Origin of the sequence: Sinorhizobium glycinis (assembly GCF_001651865.1) — a bacterium.
Taxonomy (GTDB): Bacteria; Pseudomonadota; Alphaproteobacteria; order Rhizobiales; family Rhizobiaceae; genus Sinorhizobium; species Sinorhizobium glycinis.
Window position 1 is genome coordinate 1,156,171 of record NZ_LPUX01000053.1, and the last position, 15,174, is coordinate 1,171,344.

Consider the following 15,174-nt stretch of genomic DNA (forward strand, 5'->3'; position numbering starts at 1 on the left):
CGGCCGGCGGCAACAAAACGACAATAGGCGGAGCGGACTTCGCCACCTGGAGGAAATTCAAAATGAGCCAGAAAACCGTGCGCCTGACCATGGCACAGGCCGTGGCGCGGTTCATGACCCGGCAGATGACGGTCATCGACGGCAAGCGCGTGCCGATCTTCGGCGGCGTCTTCGCGATCTTCGGCCATGGCAACGTCGCCGGCGTCGGCGAGGCGCTCTATGCGATCCGCGAAACCTTGCCGACCTATCGTGCGCAGAACGAGCAGGGGATGGCCAACGCGGCGATCGCTTTCGCCAAGGCGAGCTTCCGCCGCCGCTTCATGGCCTGCACCAGTTCGATCGGCCCCGGCGCGCTCAACATGGTGACCTCGGCGGCACTTGCCCATGTCAACCGCCTGCCGGTCCTGTTCCTGCCCGGGGACGTCTTCGCCAACCGCCGTCCCGACCCGGTGCTGCAGCAGGTGGAAAGCTTCGGCGACGCGACGGTCTCGGCCAACGACTGCTTCCGCCCGGTGTCGCGCTATTTCGACCGCATTACCCGGCCGGAACAGATCATCCCGGCGCTTCGCCGCGCCATGCAGGTGCTGACCGACCCGGCCGATTGCGGCCCGGTGACGCTGTCGCTCTGCCAGGACGTCCAAGCGGAAGCCTACGACTATCCGGAATCCTTCTTCGACGAGAAGGTCTGGGTGCCGCGCCGCACCGAGCCCGATCTCGACGAGCTGGTATCGGCGATCGAATTGCTCAAGTCCGCGAAGAAACCGATCATCATCGCCGGCGGCGGCGTGCTCTACTCGGAAGCGACCGCAGACCTCGCGAGCTTTGCAGAAAAGCACGGCATCCCGGTCGTCGAGACGCAGGCCGGCAAGTCGGCACTGCCGCATTCGCACGCGCTCAACATGGGCTCTGTCGGCGTCACTGGAACCTCCGCCTCCAACCGGCTTGCCGAGGAGACCGATCTCGTGCTCGCCGTCGGCTCGCGCCTCCAGGATTTCACCACCGGTTCCTGGGCGCTCTTCAAGAACGACGCCCTGAAGATCATCGGCCTCAACGTCCAGCCTTTCGATGCCGGCAAGCATAATGGCCAGCCGCTGATCTGCGACGCGCGCGCCGGCCTCAACCGGATGTCCGGCGGATTGGGTGGCTACAAGGCCGACCCGAGCTGGACCGAGAAGGCGAAGGCCGGCAAGGCGGAGTGGATGGCCGCGGCCGAGAAGGCGACGGCGACGACCAACGCGGCGCTGCCCTCCGATGCCCAGGTGATCGGCGCCGTCCAACGCGCCCGCGGCGGCAGCAAGACGACGCTCGTCTGCGCGGCCGGCGGGCTCCCCGGCGAGCTGCACAAGCTCTGGCAGGCGGAAGAGCCCGGCGGCTACCACATGGAATACGGCTTCTCGACCATGGGCTACGAGGTGGCCGGCGGCCTTGGCGTCAAGCTCGCCAGGCCCGAGCGCGACGTGATCGTCATGGTCGGCGACGGCAGCTACATGATGCTGAACTCTGAGATCGCCTCCTCGATCATGCTCGGCGCCAAATTCACCATCGTTCTGCTCGACAATGCCGGCTACGGCTGCATCAACCGGCTGCAGATGGAAACCGGCGGTGCCAATTTCAACAACCTCTTGCAGGACACGCACCACGTGGAGCTGCCTGAGATCGACTTCGCCGCGCACGCCGCCGCCATGGGCGCGGTCACCCGCAAGGTCGGCTCGATCCCGGAGCTCGAGGCGGCGCTCGCCGAAACCGCCAACGAAGCGCGCACCACCGTCATCGTCATCGACACCCATCCGCTGATCACGACCGAGGCCGGCGGCCATTGGTGGGACGTCGCGGTTCCGGAGGTTTCGGACCGCGAGCAGGTGAAGGTGGCTCGTGAGGGGTACGAAAAGGCGCTGCAGTCCCAGCGCTTCGGCTAAGATTGCCCTTTCGGCGCCTGCGTTTGCTGCTCGGGCAGCGTTCAGCAAGTGCCCCTCACCCTAGCCCTCTCCCCGCACGCGGGGAGAGGGGACTTCGGAGAGCGCGGCATATCCCTTCTCCCCGCGGGCGGGGAGAAGGTGGCGGCAGCCGGATGAGGGGCTTTGTCGTGCATCTCCCTCCCGCACCAAAAAAGACAACAACCATCCGCGTGTTCGGATGATGAATAGAAAGCAAAAGACATGATCCGCTACGGAACCAACCCGATCGCCTGGAGCAATGACGACGATCATTCGATCGGTGCGCATCTGACGCTCGAGGACTGCCTTTCCGATTGCCAGAAGATCGGCTTCGACGGCATCGAGAAGGGCCACAAGATGCCGTCCGAGCCGGAAGCGCTGAAGCAGAAGCTCGCCTCTTACGACCTCGTCTTCGTCTCCGGCTGGCATTCGACCAACCTGCTGACCCATGACGTCGAGGCCGAGAAGAAGGCGATCCAGCCGCATCTCGATCTCCTGAAACACAATGGCTGCAAGGTGGCGATCGTCTGCGAGACCTCCAACGCCATCCACGGCGACGACTCGAAGTCGCTGGTCGAGGACAAGCCGGTGCTGCCGGCGGACCAGTGGAAGAAGTTCGGCGCCGACCTCGAAGCGATTGCTGAATATTGCGCCGACCAGGGCATCGACCTCGTCTATCACCATCACATGGGGACGATCGTCCAGACCGGCGAAGAGATCGACCTTTTGATGCAGAGCACCGGCCCGGCGACGAAGCTGCTGCTCGACACGGGCCACGCCTGGTTCGGCGGCTCCGACCCGGCGGAAGTGGCGAAGAAATACATGCACCGCGTCCGGCACATCCATTGCAAGAACGTCCGTCCGGCGGTTCGCAGGGTGGTCGAAGGCGAAGGCCTCTCCTTCCTCGAGGGCGTGCGCCGCGGCGTCTTCACGGTTCCGGGCGATACCGAAGGCGGCGTCGACTTCCTGCCGGTGCTGAAAATCGCCGCCGAACACGGCTATGATGGCTGGCTGGTGATCGAGGCCGAGCAGGATTCGGCCGTGCGCAACCCGTTCGAATACCAGTCGCTCGGGCTGAAATCGCTGAAGGCGTTTGCGAAGGAAGCGGGACTGGATAAGTAGAGCCCTCATTCGGCCGTCGGGCGGCGCCCCCTCATCCGGCTGCCGCCACCTTCTCCCCGCGCGCGGGGAGAAGGGATATGCCGCGCCGGCGAAGTCCCCTCTCCCCTAGCGTTGCGGGAAAAGACAAGAAGCAAGCTCCCGAATCCCCTCTCCCCGCGAGCGGGGAGAGGGTTAGGGTGAGGGGCAAGGCTACAGACACCAAAGACCAGGAGACCGAAATGTCCAAACTGCTCGTCAAACCCAAGGCACAGTCCGGCCTGATGCAGGACATCTCGCCGGAGAGCGCCGGCTGGACCTATGTCGGTTTCACGCTCAACCGGCTGAAGCAGGGAGAGCCCGCCGGCGGCGAGGCGGGCGATAAGGAGCTTTGCCTGGTGCTCGTCAGCGGCAAGGCGAAGATCTCCGTCGACGGCGAGGACTTCGGCGAGCTCGGCGAGCGCATGACCCCGTTCGAAGGGCAGCCCTATGCCGTCTACGTGCCGAAGGGCAGCAAGTGGCAGGCGGAGGCGACCACCGATCTCGACCTCGCCGTCTGCTCGGCGCCGGGTGGCGAAGGCTTCAAGGCCAAGGTGATCCGCCCCGGCACCCACCCGCAGATGACGCGCGGCAAGGGGACCAACACCCGCTATGTCACCAACATCATGCCGGAGGACGACGGCTCGGCGCAGTCACTGCTCGTTGTAGAGGTGATCACCCCGGGCGGCCACACCTCTTCTTATCCGCCGCACAAGCACGATCAGGACAATCTGCCGGCCGAAAGCTATCTGGAAGAAACCTACTACCACCGCCTCAATCCGCCGCAGGGCTTTGCCATGCAGCGCGTCTACACGGACGACCGTTCGCTCGACGAGACGATGGCGGTGGAGGACGGCGACGTGACGCTCGTTCCAAAGGGCTACCACCCGGTCGCCGCCGTGCACGGCTATGACTCCTATTATCTCAACGTGATGGCCGGGCCGAAGCGGATATGGAAGTTCCACAATGCCAAGGAACACGAGTGGCTGTTCACCGGCATTTGAGGTCTGGACGAACGGTAACGGCGCCCTATCGTATTCCTGTCGCATTTCCTCTCGGGGAAGTGGGGGAAGAAGGAGCGTTTCCATGCGTGTCGACGGTGAGTGCCATTGTGGCTTCGTGACTTACGAGGCGGAAATCGATCCCGAAGACGTCACAATCTGCCACTGCACCGACTGTCAGCGACTGACGGGAGCGGCCTATCGCGTAAGCGCGAGCACACCCAACGCATCCTTCAGGCTTACCGGCGGCGAGCCGAAGCTTTATGTCAAGACTGCCGAGAACGGGCGCAAACGCCTGCAATTCTTCTGCCCGCAATGCGGCTCGCCGATCTATACGACCGGTACGGACGCGGATGCCGAGGAGATCGGCATCCGCGTCGGTACCATCAACCAGCGGCGCGAGCTCAAGCCGCGATCGCAGATCTGGTGCTCTTCTGCCCTGCCCTGGGTCGGCAACATAAGCGAGCTGCCGGAGCGGGGGCGGGAGTAAGCGTGGGGCGGGGAGAGTGTGGCCGTGAGCGCCACAACCGATCCGATCGCGGCGGCGAAGTTCGGGGAAGCCGGCGCTGACACCCCCCTCTGCCCTGCCGGGCATCTCCCCCACAAGGAGGGAGATCGGCAAGTAGCAAAGCCCCGCCTGGCAGTTAACGGCCAAATGCCGAAGTCGCAGAATTCAAGTGTGCGCACAGCGTAGTGGTTGAACCGGACATAGCCTCCTGCCGATCTCCCCCCTTGTGGGGGAGATGCCCGGCAGGGCAGAGGGGGGTGTTGCTCGGGGCATCTCGCAAATGCGGCTCCGCAAAGATGTGATCACGCAACCGGATAAGGCCCGTCGGCAAAGACCGTTTCGTGATAGCCCTTGGAGCCGATCTCGCGCGCCAGCGGGCTTCGAAAATCCTCATTCCGGCGAAGGCAGGAAAGGACGTGGCGGAAATTGTATTTCGGCTTCCACCCGAGAGAGGCCGTCGCCAGGGCACTCACATACACCCGGTCGATCGATGGAAAGAGCTTCCAGCCACGCTCCGCATAAAGCGCCTCGCAGTCGGGGAAGCGGCGCCGGACGACGGAGGGCGCGTCGGTGCGCAGCTCCTGGATATCCCCTGGCGAAAACGGTGTCGGAGCCGAGACGATATAGCGCCCGAAGCCGAACTCCTTCGCCTTCTCCAGCGCCGCGAGATGCGCGCTCACCACGTCCTCGATGTCCGCCCGGCGATAGAGCAGTTCGTTCGCCTGGGCATTGGCCGTTTCATAGCGACCGCGGATTCCCGCATCGTCGTCGGCTTCAGGAAAAAAGCGGGAGGTCCGCAGGATGACGACCGGCAGCCCGTGCCGTCGAGCGAAGAGTTCGCAAAGCGCTTCGGCCGCAACCTTGCTGACGCCGTAGATGTTGCGCGGAACAGGCGTGACATCCTCGGTGATCCAGGCGGCCGGGGCGCCCGGCTCCGGCGTCAGCGCCGAACCGAAGGCGCTCGTGGTGCTGGTGAAGACGAAGGCGTCGACACCCGCATCGGCTGCCGCTTCGAGCAGATTGAGCGTGCCGTTGATATTGGTCTCGACGAACTCGGAATAACCATGCGTTGCGACATGCGGCTTGTGCAGCGTCGCCGCATGGATGATGGCGCGCACGCCCTTGATGGCATGACGGACAAGGGCGGAATCGGCAACCGAGCCGACATGGTCGGTGAAATCCGAGGCTTTGATGTCGATGCCGCGCACCGTCCGCCCCGCCCCGCGCAACACCCGCATCAGCGCCTCGCCGAGATGCCCGGCGCTCCCGGTCACCAGAATCGTCATGCGTCACTCCTCGTTTTCCTTGAGGCTAACCGCGGGCGGGCGTGACGAACAACGCATAAATTATGCGTCGCGATCACGTCAGCGTCGTCACGAGACGGCCCATCGCTTCGTCAACAAGAGGAATGCGTTCCCACAGCACCCTACCCGCGACGATTGGCACGTCGTCGCGGTCGTTCGGACCGGTCTCGACGACAAGCGATGACGTTTGATCGTGGTACCAGCCAAGGTCTTGCAGCGTGCTCTCGGCCTGCCGGATAGCCTCAGAGGCGTAACGGAACATCGGCGTCCCGAGCAGGTCTCGCCGCCATTCCCTCCGACGGAGCGGTGACGCCGCCAGCAGCCGATGCGAGTGGTCGCAGATGAGATGGACGCGAGCCGTCGACGTTTCGACCAGCCGCTTGATGGCCGCGTCCGCAGCCGATGCCGGGCGTGCGAAGAGGCGTTCAAGGGCCGCGCGCTGCTCCTCGGCAGGTGTCAGGACGCCCGTCTCCCAGCGCGATACGGTCGCCTGCGTGACGCCCAGGAGCTCCGCCACGTGACTCTGCTTGATGCCGCGCATGAGCCGCAAGCGCTTCAGAGCTCGCCCGGTGTAAAGCATTGCCATCTCCTTCGACGCGTACAGTCGCCGCTTTTGCCCCTCGATCGATGAAGGGTTATACCAGCATCCGGGCTCAGCCAAGAAAAAGTGGCGATCGATATCTCTATCTGTCGCTCGCGATGATGCTGGTGGGCAGCACGGTAATCGCGAGCAAGATCATCAGCTCCGGCCTGCCGCCCTTCACGGCGACGGCGCTGCGTTTCGCCATCGCCGTGCCGCCTTTCCTGCTCCTCCTTCGTCTGACCGCAACACCCAGGCCGCGCCTCACCAGAGGGGACTGGGGCATTCTGCTCCTGCAAGCGGGTGCGGGCAGCGTCGGCTATACGACCCTGCTCATTTCCGGTCTGAAGCTGGCACCGGCGGCCGACGCCGGCGTCATCATCGGAACGCTTCCGGTCGTCTCGGCCACGATCGCCGTCGTGGTGCTGGGTGAGCGGCCGCAGCGCTCCATACTCCTGGCCACCACCCTGGCCGCCGCCGGCGTTCTGGCAATTGCCTCCCGGCCCGATGCCAACAGCCAACACTCGCTCGCGGGCGGCGCCCTGATCCTCGGAGCGGTCGTCTGCGAAGGGCTGTTCATCCTTCTCAACAAGCGCCTGAAGACGGCCATTGCGCCGCTCGCCCTTTCATGCCTGATGGCGTGTCTCGGCGGCGCGATCGCCGCGCCGATTGCGCTTGCGGAACGTCCCTGGGCAGTCTCCATCAACGCGCCGGCCGTTTGCCGCGGTGGTCTATTATGCGCTCGTGCCGACAGTCGGCGGCTTCGTGCTCTGGTATGCGGGACTGGCGAAAGTGAGCGGCACGGAAGCTTCGGTCTTCACGGCGCTGGCGCCGGTCTCCGCCGTGCTCCTTGCATTCGCCGCACTCGGCGAGCCGTTGACGCTTAACCAGCTGCTCGGCGTCGGTTGCGTGCTTGCTGCGGTGCTGTGCGTCGCCGCTCCCGCCTTGAAGACCCCGAACGGCCTGCATACGCAGTCCGAAGCCAGATAAGCAAAGGGATGGCTATGTCTTTTCAACATTCGACCGATATGTGGAGCGACTTCCCCGAACTCGCGGCGGGTGTTCTTCATGTGGAAGGCATCCATCGGGGCGTGTCTGTCGAGGCGCATATCACGCGGTTCGAGGCTTTGGCGAGAGTCCGGCTTGCAGGAGGTGCGGAAGGTGACCTTCCCGAAATTCAGGCTTGGCGTCGCGCCTTCTCGCGCATGGGGCTCAAGCCGACGCAATACCGCAGCGCTTCAGAGGCGCTGCTCCGGCGGTTCAGGAAGGAAGGAACGCTGCCAAAAATCCATCCGCTGATCGATCTTTGCAACGCGGCTTCACTCGCCTACGCCGTTCCGGTTGCTGTCTTCGACCTGGCGAGGGTCGCAGGCGATCTGAAGGTCCGGCCTGCCTTCGGCGATGAAATCTACACGACATTCTCCGGCAATGTGGAACTTCCCGAGCCGCAGGAGGTCATCTTTGTCGACGCGTCAGGGCGTGCCCATGCGCGACGTTGGACCAATCGTCAGAGCGGATACTCGGCCGTCCGCGACGAGACGGCGCGCGTGCTGATCGTCGCCGAGGCGCTGCATGCCGGCGCCGAAGCCGATGTCAGGCGGCTCGTCGATGAACTGGATACGGCTATCCGCGCGATCTGGTCCGTCACGCCGCGGACCGCGATATTGACCGGCTCGGCACCGCGTTTTGATTTTTGACCAGCGCGGGGGGCGCCTATCGGCTTTCGCGCATTGGCCCCTGATCCGCCTGCCGGCACCTTCTCCCCGCAAGCGGGGCGAAGGGATGTGCCGCGGCCTCCGAATCCCCTCTCCTGCATGCGGGAAGAGGGCTAGTCCTCGGGTTAAACCCGAGGAGAGGGGCAATTCCGCCCGAATTCCCGCCGCCGTTGAGAGGGGATTCGACGGATCTCGTCACGCCGCCTTGGCGACGTGATATTCCTTGATCGCCACCATCTTGATCGCCGGATAGCGTTCCGCCTCGTAGCGCAGCGAGAAGCTGTCCTGCGCCATGAAGACCGGGTCGCCGTCGAGGTCGCGGGCGATGTCGCCGCGGCGCGCCGCAATGAACTTGTCGAGTTCGGCCGGATTGTCGGCAGAGACCCAGCGGCAGACGGAGAAGCGCGACATTTCGAAGGAGACGGGCAGGCCGTATTCCGCCTGCAGGCGCTCCTTCAGGACGTCGAGCTGCAGCGCGCCGACGACGCCGACGATGGCCGGCGCGCCGTCGTCCGGAGAGAAGAGCTGCACGACGCCCTCCTCCGCCATCTGCTGCAGCGCCTCCTTCAGCTTCTTTGCCTTCATCGCATCCTCGAGCCGGACGCGGCGGAGAATCTCCGGCGCGAAGTTCGGCACGCCCTGGAAGACGAGCGGCTCGCCTTCGGTCAGCGTGTCGCCGATCCTGAGCGTGCCGTGGTTCGGGATGCCGACGACGTCGCCGGCGAAGGCGGTATCGGCGAGCTGGCGCTGCGAGGCGAAGAAGAATTGCGGTGCGGTGAGCCCCATCTGCTTGCCGGTGCGCGACAGCCGCGCCTTCATGCCGCGCTCGAGCTTACCCGAGCAGACGCGGACGAAGGCAATGCGGTCGCGATGGTTCGGATCCATGTTGGCCTGGATCTTGAAGACGAAGGCGGTCATCCGGTCGTCGGTCGCTTCCACGGTGCGGATGTCGGCGACCTGGGCGCGCGGCGGCGGGGCGAAGTCGCCAAGCGCATGAATCAGGTCGCGGACGCCGAAATTGCGGAGCGCCGAGCCGAAGAAGACCGGCGTCAGATGGCCTTCGAGGAAAGCCTTGCGGTCGAACGGCTTGCAGGCCTCGATCGCCAGCATCGTCTCCTCGATGAAGGCGTCGCGCTCGTTCTCCGGCAGGCGGTGCGAGGCCAATTCCGGTTCGTTGACCTTGGTCAGGCGCTCCTGCGTGTCGGCGCCGCGCACCTCGTTGGTGGCGAGATGATAGGTACCGCAGAAGGTCTTGGAGCGGCCGATCGGCCAGGTGACCGGGGCGCAGTCCAGCGCCAGCTTGTGCTCGACCTCGTCGAGGATCTCGAAGGGGTCGCGGCTCTCGCGGTCCATCTTGTTGACGAAGGTGATGATCGGGATGTCGCGCAGGCGGCAGACTTCGAAGAGCTTCAAGGTCCGCGGCTCGATGCCCTTGGCGGCGTCGATCACCATGACCGCGGCGTCCACCGCCGTCAGCGTGCGATAGGTATCGTCGGCGAAGTCCTCGTGGCCGGGCGTATCGAGCAGGTTGAAGACCGTGTCGTTGTATTCGAAGGTCATCACCGAGGTGACGACCGAGATGCCGCGCTCGCGTTCGATCTTCATCCAGTCCGAACGGGTCTGGATGCGATCCTTCTTGGCCTTCACCTCGCCGGCGAGCTGGATCGCACCGCCGAACAGCAGCAGCTTTTCGGTGAGCGTCGTCTTACCGGCGTCCGGATGCGAAATGATCGCAAATGTGCGGCGGCGGGAGACCGCCTCGGCAATGCTTTCGGCCATGATCTGAGTATCCTGTGAGTTGCGGCGTCCTTTACAGGCTCGGGCGCCAATATGCAATTGACTGCCGGGAGACCGACGCTGCTTATGGCGGAATGGCCATGCATAATTCCGAAAACCACCCTGCTCTCGTTCTCGTCCGCCTGCCGCATGCGCAGGATCTCGACCTGCCGGCCTATGAGACGGCGGGGGCCGCGGGCATGGACCTGCGCGCCGCCGTGCCGGCAGATCAGCCGATGACGATCGCGCCGGGCGGGCGAGCGCTGGTGCCGACGGGTTTCGTCTTCGAAATCCCGGCAGGCTACGAGGGGCAGGTGCGTCCCCGCTCCGGCCTCGCCTTCAAGCACGGCATCACCTGCCTCAACACGCCGGGCACCATCGACAGCGACTATCGCGGCGAGGTGAAGGTGCTGCTGGTCAATCTCGGTGAAGCGGATTTCGTCGTCGAGCGCGGCATGCGCATTGCCCAGATGGTCATCGCGCCGGTCATCCAGGTGGCGATCCGCGAGGCTGACGGCGCTAGCTCGACCGCCCGCGGCGCCGGCGGCTTCGGCTCGACCGGCATCTGATCAGTCCGGATGAAGGCAGAGCAGGAAGCCGGATGATCTGGTGGTGATAGAAATCACCATGCGCCGCGGGCGGAGCGATGCCATGAAACGCACCCTTTATGCATTGATCACCAGCCGGCTCGAAGAAGCGAGCATTTCACCGAAGGACGTGTTCATCTTCATGCACGAGAACGACTATTCCGACTGGTCGGTCGGCAACGGTGCCTTCGCAATGGCGATTGTCCAGCAACGGGGCGCCGACGCATGAACGGCGATCGCGGACACATTGCGAGTTCTATCACAAATCCGTAGCTCTTTTCAGGAATGCACTGCGCCCTTGGTGAGCGGCGGCAGCCGCCGCTTGACCGGCGTCGACTTGACGATCGAAGTGTTGGTCTGCGCCTTTTCGGCGATGCGGTCGAGGATCGTGTCGAGCTCGGCCATGTCGCGGACGAGGAGCTTGGCGACGAAGCAATCGTCACCGGTGATCTTGTCGCATTCGACGATCTCCGGCGTGTCCTGGATCAGCCTTTCGACGATGTGCAGCATGCCCGGCATGGGCCGGACGCGGACCACCGCCTGCAGCGGATAGCCGAGCCGCGCCGGGTTCACCGAGACGGTGAAGCCGTTGATCACGCCGCGCTCCTCGAGCTTGCGCAGCCTCTCGGCCGCGCTCGGCGAGGAGAGCCCCGCTTCCAGCGCGAGTTCCTTCAAGGAGACGCGGGCATTCGCCGCGAGAATTTCGAGAATGCGACGGTCAAGCTCGTCCAGCATCGGCAACCTCATAAGGAATTTTCGGCAATATGCCTTGCATGATTAGGCATTGTTCCACATTCTCCTATACTAATCCATATATTCCTTGCAGCAGACTCATTACTCTTCCCTCAACTCAGGAATGGAGGGAGTGATGGACAGGGATTTGCGGCGCGGTAGCGCGGAGATGACAGCGGCGATGCTGATTTCCGGGACGATCGGCTGGTTCGTCTTGATGTCGGGACAGCCGGTGGCCGGCGTCGTCTTCTGGCGCTGCGTCTTCGGGGCCGCGACGCTCGCCATCCTTGCCGTGGCGTTCGGCCTCCTCGATCTCAGGCACTTGCGGCCGAGAGTGGTCGCCCTCTCCGTGCTCGGCGGTGTGGCGATCGTCGTCAACTGGCTCCTGCTTTTCGAAGCCTACTCCCACGCCTCGATCTCGATCGCGACGATGGTCTATAACACGCAGCCCTTCATGCTGCTCGGTCTCGGGGCGCTTTTCCTCGGCGAAAAGATCACCCCCGCCAAGCTCTTCTGGCTCTCGGTCTCCTTCGTCGGCATGGTGGCGATCGTGTCCGCCAAGCCGGCGGGCGGCACAGGAACCGGCGACTATCTCGCGGGCATCGCCCTCTCGCTCGGCGCCGCTTTCTTCTACGCCATCGCGGCGATCGTCACCAAGCTGCTCAAGGGCACGCCGCCGCAGCTTATCGCGCTGATCCAGGTCCTCACCGGCGCAGCGATGCTCGCCCCCTTTGCGATCGTGGCGCCGCTGCCGCAGACCGCGTTCCAGTGGACGCTGCTGATCGCCATCGGCGTCGTCCATACCGGCATCATGTACATCCTGCTCTATGGGGCGATCCAGCGGTTGCCGACCCATGTGACGGGCGCGCTTTCCTTCATCTACCCGATCGCAGCGATCCTCGTCGATCGGATCGCCTTCGGACATGCGCTGCAACCGGTGCAGATCGCCGGATCGGCGGCAATCCTGCTGGCGGCCGCCGGCACCAATCTCGGCTGGACCCTTCGTTCGATGCCGCTTATCAAACGGCAGACCGAACGGAGCGCCTGATGATCACCTGCTACCTGAAATACGTCATCGACCCTTACAAGCTCAAGGAATTCGAGCACTACGCCAAGCTCTGGATTCCGCTCGTCAATCGGCTCGGGGGCACGCATCACGGCTATTTCATGCCGCATGAGGGGGCCAACAACATCGCGCTGGCGCTCTTCAGCTTTCCTTCGCTTGCAGCCTACGAATCCTATCGCGAGAAGATGGCTGCGGATCCCGAATGCCAGGCGGCCTTCGCCTATGCCGAGGAGACGCGCTGTATCCTCAGCTATGAGCGCAGCTTCATGCGGCCGATGTTCGAATGAGCCTCGATCGAGGGCGCATAGCCGGTGTCGCGCTCGATGCGCTCTGCTACAAGCGCCTGCAGGCGCCACAAATTGCGGTCCCGAATGCCGCGCGCCTCGAGATGCATGACTGTGTTGAGTAGATACTCCGCGCCCGAGCCGACATGACCGCAGGCGCGCGCCAGGACGTCGGCCACGGCTTCGAGAGACAGGCTCCCTTCATAGAAGGGCGAAGCGCGATTCATGACGAAGGCCAGGGCCGGAACGGAACCGCGCGCTGTCTCGACCCTGATCCAGCGCGGCATGCTGTTTGGCGGCTTATAGGTGAACTCACGCCGAAAGAGCTTTCGGAGCTGGCCTTCGAGGTTGTCGTTCGGCAGTTCATAAAGGACGCCCCGGCACTGGCCCCCACGATCGAGCGCCATCATGAGGCCGGGCTCCTCGGGTGTTCCCCGGAAACGGAGCATCCGGAAGCAAAACGATCGGTGCCAGCCCCGGGCAACGCCAATCTCCTCGCTGACGTGTTCGATCTCCGGCTTCCAGATCAATGATCCGTAGGCGAAGAGCAAGGTTGGCGAGCCCGGAGCGGGACGGCTCCTTGTCATCCGCGCCACCCAGTCGTCATAATCCGCGTCGCTGTGCAGATCTAACCCGATCCCCGGGCCGCCGTCGGCAATCGCTCTGTGGACCTGGGCGACGTGGGCGAGGGTCAAGCTGAGTGATCGTGGTTTGCCGGACACGTCGAAGATCTCCGCGAAGACGGAGAGAATGGAGCAGCGGCTGATCGGAAGCAAGCCGCCGCCGCCTCGCTCTGCCTGGCGCCTCGGCAACCATGCCAAGTCAGGGCGAAGCCGACGCGGTCTTGGATTTCTTTCCGTCCACGGTGTTCCGGAAAGGCGCGTTATCCACCGGCGCTAAAGCAACGCCGTTCTTGTTGACCGATCATTTTTCTCGCAACGATGCCGGCGCCACTGTCCAATGGATTTCTTTTCCCTAATCACGGTTCCGTGCAAACTGAAAAAAGATTCCCCAAACAGCGTTCCTGCTGTCGCTTTTTCCTCCGGCCCGGCCAGATCCGCGGCTTCCCGTTCTGGAACGGACCTTCCGTAGTTCCTATTCTCACGACAAGCATTTTGTACGACGGGAGAAGCACAATGCCAGAAGCGCGCAAGCCCGGCCGTGGCCGGGTCTTTTCATCGATCACCGAGACGATCGGCGACACTCCCATCGTGCGGCTGGACAGGCTCGCCAGCGAAAAGGGCGTCAGGGCGAACCTTCTCGCCAAGCTGGAATTCTTCAACCCGATCGCTTCGGTCAAGGACCGCATCGGCGTTGCCATGGTCGAAGCGCTCGAGGCGCAGGGCAAGATCGCGCCCGGCCGCACCACACTCATCGAGCCGACCTCCGGCAACACGGGAATCGCGCTCGCCTTCGTGGCCGCCGCCAAGGGCTACAGGCTGATCCTCACCATGCCGGAAACCATGTCGGTCGAGCGGCGCAAGATGCTGACGCTGCTCGGCGCCGAGTTGGTGCTGACCGAAGGAGCCAAAGGCATGAAGGGCGCCATCGCCAAGGCGCAGGAACTCACCGAGACGCTGCCCGACGCGGTCATTCCGCAGCAGTTCGAAAACCCCGCCAATCCGGAGATCCACCGCAGGACGACGGCGGAGGAAATCTGGAACGACACCGAAGGCAGCGTCGACATCCTCGTCTCCGGCATCGGCACCGGCGGCACGATCACCGGCGCCGGCCAGGTGCTGAAGGCCCGCAAACCGTCGGTCAAGGTTATCGCCGTCGAGCCCGAGGAATCGCCGGTTCTGTCCGGCGGCGCACCCGGTCCGCACAGGATCCAGGGGATCGGCGCCGGCTTCGCGCCGCCGATCCTCGACACCACGATCTATGACGAGGTGATCACGGTGAACGCCGCCGAAGCCGTCGAGGCGGCGCGTCTCGTCGCCAGGCTCGAAGGCGTGCCGGTCGGTATTTCCTCCGGTGCGGCGCTGCAGGCCGCGATCGAGGTCGGCCGGCGCGAGGAGAACGCCGGCAAGACCATCGTGGTGATCATACCGTCCTTCGCCGAGCGTTATCTTTCGACGGTGCTGTTCGAGGGGCTGGGGGCGTAGACGCAAGTCCCTCGATGGCCCCTTTATAGGATCCGCCGGCGCTGTTTAGCGACACGGCCATGTCGCGTCCCACTCGCCGGACCTCTTCATGAGTCGGCCTTGGCCAACGCAGCCTTCGCATTCCCCACATCCGCGTCGTGATTCACCTTTGAGGCGAAGCTCGGCGGCATTGAAGGGGTCGCGCCGTGCGATGCCCTGAAACTTGATCTCTGCCGCCTGGAAGCTGAGCATTGGCCGTGCCAATTCCCTCCTTCGACACGATAGTCATCGACTGGCCGGCTCTTGTTCCGTAAGAAAGCTTGCCGAGGTCGTCGGCCGCAACGGACGGGCCTGCCATCGCAGGGAAAACGCCTATCACGATAACGACCGCAAAGACGAGGCGCTTCGGTTGGCGGGTATCGCTGGTGAAAAACACGATGCTGGAGCCTTTGGGAACATTCAATCG

14 protein-coding genes and 2 pseudogenes are annotated in these 15,174 nt (G+C 64.1%); 11 read left to right on the plus strand and 5 right to left on the minus strand.

Annotated elements, in window-relative coordinates:
* Positions 1–62: 62 nt before the first annotated feature.
* From iolD to AU381_RS10235, 4 genes are all read left to right on the plus strand, one after another.
* Entirely contained in the window at positions 63–1,916 is a 1,854-nt protein-coding gene (gene iolD, locus AU381_RS10220) for a 3D-(3,5/4)-trihydroxycyclohexane-1,2-dione acylhydrolase (decyclizing) (protein WP_064241594.1), read from the plus strand.
* A 240-nt stretch (positions 1,917–2,156) separates the two neighbouring features.
* Complete coding sequence (gene iolE / locus AU381_RS10225; protein WP_064241595.1) at positions 2,157–3,056, plus strand: myo-inosose-2 dehydratase; 900 nt, start codon at positions 2,157–2,159, stop codon at positions 3,054–3,056.
* Positions 3,057–3,274: 218 nt separating this feature from the next.
* Complete coding sequence (iolB, locus tag AU381_RS10230; RefSeq protein WP_064241596.1) at positions 3,275–4,075, plus strand: 5-deoxy-glucuronate isomerase; 801 nt, start codon at positions 3,275–3,277, stop codon at positions 4,073–4,075.
* An 82-nt stretch (positions 4,076–4,157) separates the two neighbouring features.
* A complete protein-coding gene (locus tag AU381_RS10235; protein WP_064241597.1) occupies positions 4,158–4,562 on the plus strand; it encodes a GFA family protein in 405 nt (134 codons plus the stop codon).
* Between the two features lie 320 nt (positions 4,563–4,882).
* Here AU381_RS10235 and AU381_RS10240 read toward each other — a convergent pair whose 3' ends face one another.
* A complete protein-coding gene (locus AU381_RS10240) occupies positions 4,883–5,866 on the minus strand; it encodes an NAD-dependent epimerase/dehydratase family protein (RefSeq protein WP_064241598.1) in 984 nt (327 codons plus the stop codon).
* Positions 5,867–5,939: 73 nt separating this feature from the next.
* Positions 5,940–6,464, minus strand: a complete 525-nt coding sequence (locus AU381_RS10245) for a helix-turn-helix transcriptional regulator (protein ID WP_064241599.1) — start codon at positions 6,462–6,464, stop codon at positions 5,940–5,942.
* Positions 6,465–6,511: 47 nt separating this feature from the next.
* On the opposite strand from AU381_RS10245, the pseudogene AU381_RS10250 reads away from it, so the two are divergent.
* Both AU381_RS10250 and AU381_RS10255 read left to right on the plus strand, forming a co-directional pair.
* Positions 6,512–7,454 (plus strand): annotated as a pseudogene (locus AU381_RS10250) (DMT family transporter).
* Between the two features lie 14 nt (positions 7,455–7,468).
* A complete protein-coding gene (locus tag AU381_RS10255) occupies positions 7,469–8,161 on the plus strand; it encodes a B3/B4 domain-containing protein (RefSeq protein ID WP_064241600.1) in 693 nt (230 codons plus the stop codon).
* Positions 8,162–8,374: 213 nt separating this feature from the next.
* On the opposite strand, the gene AU381_RS10260 is transcribed toward AU381_RS10255, so the two are convergent.
* Positions 8,375–9,958 (minus strand): peptide chain release factor 3, encoded by a 1,584-nt coding sequence (locus AU381_RS10260; protein WP_064241601.1) that lies wholly within the window; start codon positions 9,956–9,958, stop codon positions 8,375–8,377.
* A gap of 92 nt (positions 9,959–10,050) precedes the next feature.
* Between AU381_RS10260 and dut the strand changes: the two genes are divergently transcribed.
* A complete protein-coding gene (gene dut / locus AU381_RS10265) occupies positions 10,051–10,524 on the plus strand; it encodes a dUTP diphosphatase (protein WP_064241602.1) in 474 nt (157 codons plus the stop codon).
* Between the two features lie 34 nt (positions 10,525–10,558).
* Positions 10,559–10,771 (plus strand): annotated as a pseudogene (locus AU381_RS29635) (tautomerase family protein); the annotation flags it as partial.
* Positions 10,772–10,821: 50 nt separating this feature from the next.
* On the opposite strand, the gene AU381_RS10275 reads toward AU381_RS29635, so the two are convergent.
* Positions 10,822–11,277, minus strand: a complete 456-nt coding sequence (locus AU381_RS10275) for an Lrp/AsnC family transcriptional regulator (protein ID WP_064241603.1) — start codon at positions 11,275–11,277, stop codon at positions 10,822–10,824.
* 133 nt (positions 11,278–11,410) lie between these two features.
* Here AU381_RS10275 and AU381_RS10280 point away from each other — a divergent pair, with 133 nt between their 5' ends.
* Complete coding sequence (locus AU381_RS10280; RefSeq protein ID WP_064241604.1) at positions 11,411–12,322, plus strand: DMT family transporter; 912 nt, start codon at positions 11,411–11,413, stop codon at positions 12,320–12,322.
* Positions 12,322–12,627: an NIPSNAP family protein gene (locus AU381_RS10285; protein ID WP_064241605.1), complete on the plus strand. Its 306-nt coding sequence runs from the start codon at positions 12,322–12,324 to the stop codon at positions 12,625–12,627. Before AU381_RS10280 ends, AU381_RS10285 begins: the two co-directional genes overlap by 1 nt.
* On the opposite strand, the gene AU381_RS10290 is transcribed toward AU381_RS10285, so the two are convergent.
* The gene (locus AU381_RS10290) at positions 12,591–13,346 is read right to left on the minus strand and encodes a gamma-glutamylcyclotransferase (protein WP_064241900.1); all 756 of its coding nucleotides are present in this window, start codon (positions 13,344–13,346) and stop codon (positions 12,591–12,593) included. The genes AU381_RS10285 and AU381_RS10290 overlap by 37 nt on opposite strands.
* Positions 13,347–13,760: 414 nt before the next feature.
* Between AU381_RS10290 and cysK the strand changes: the two genes are divergently transcribed.
* Positions 13,761–14,729 (plus strand): cysteine synthase A, encoded by a 969-nt coding sequence (gene cysK / locus AU381_RS10295; RefSeq protein WP_064241606.1) that lies wholly within the window; start codon positions 13,761–13,763, stop codon positions 14,727–14,729.
* The last annotated feature ends 445 nt before the right edge of the window (positions 14,730–15,174 follow it).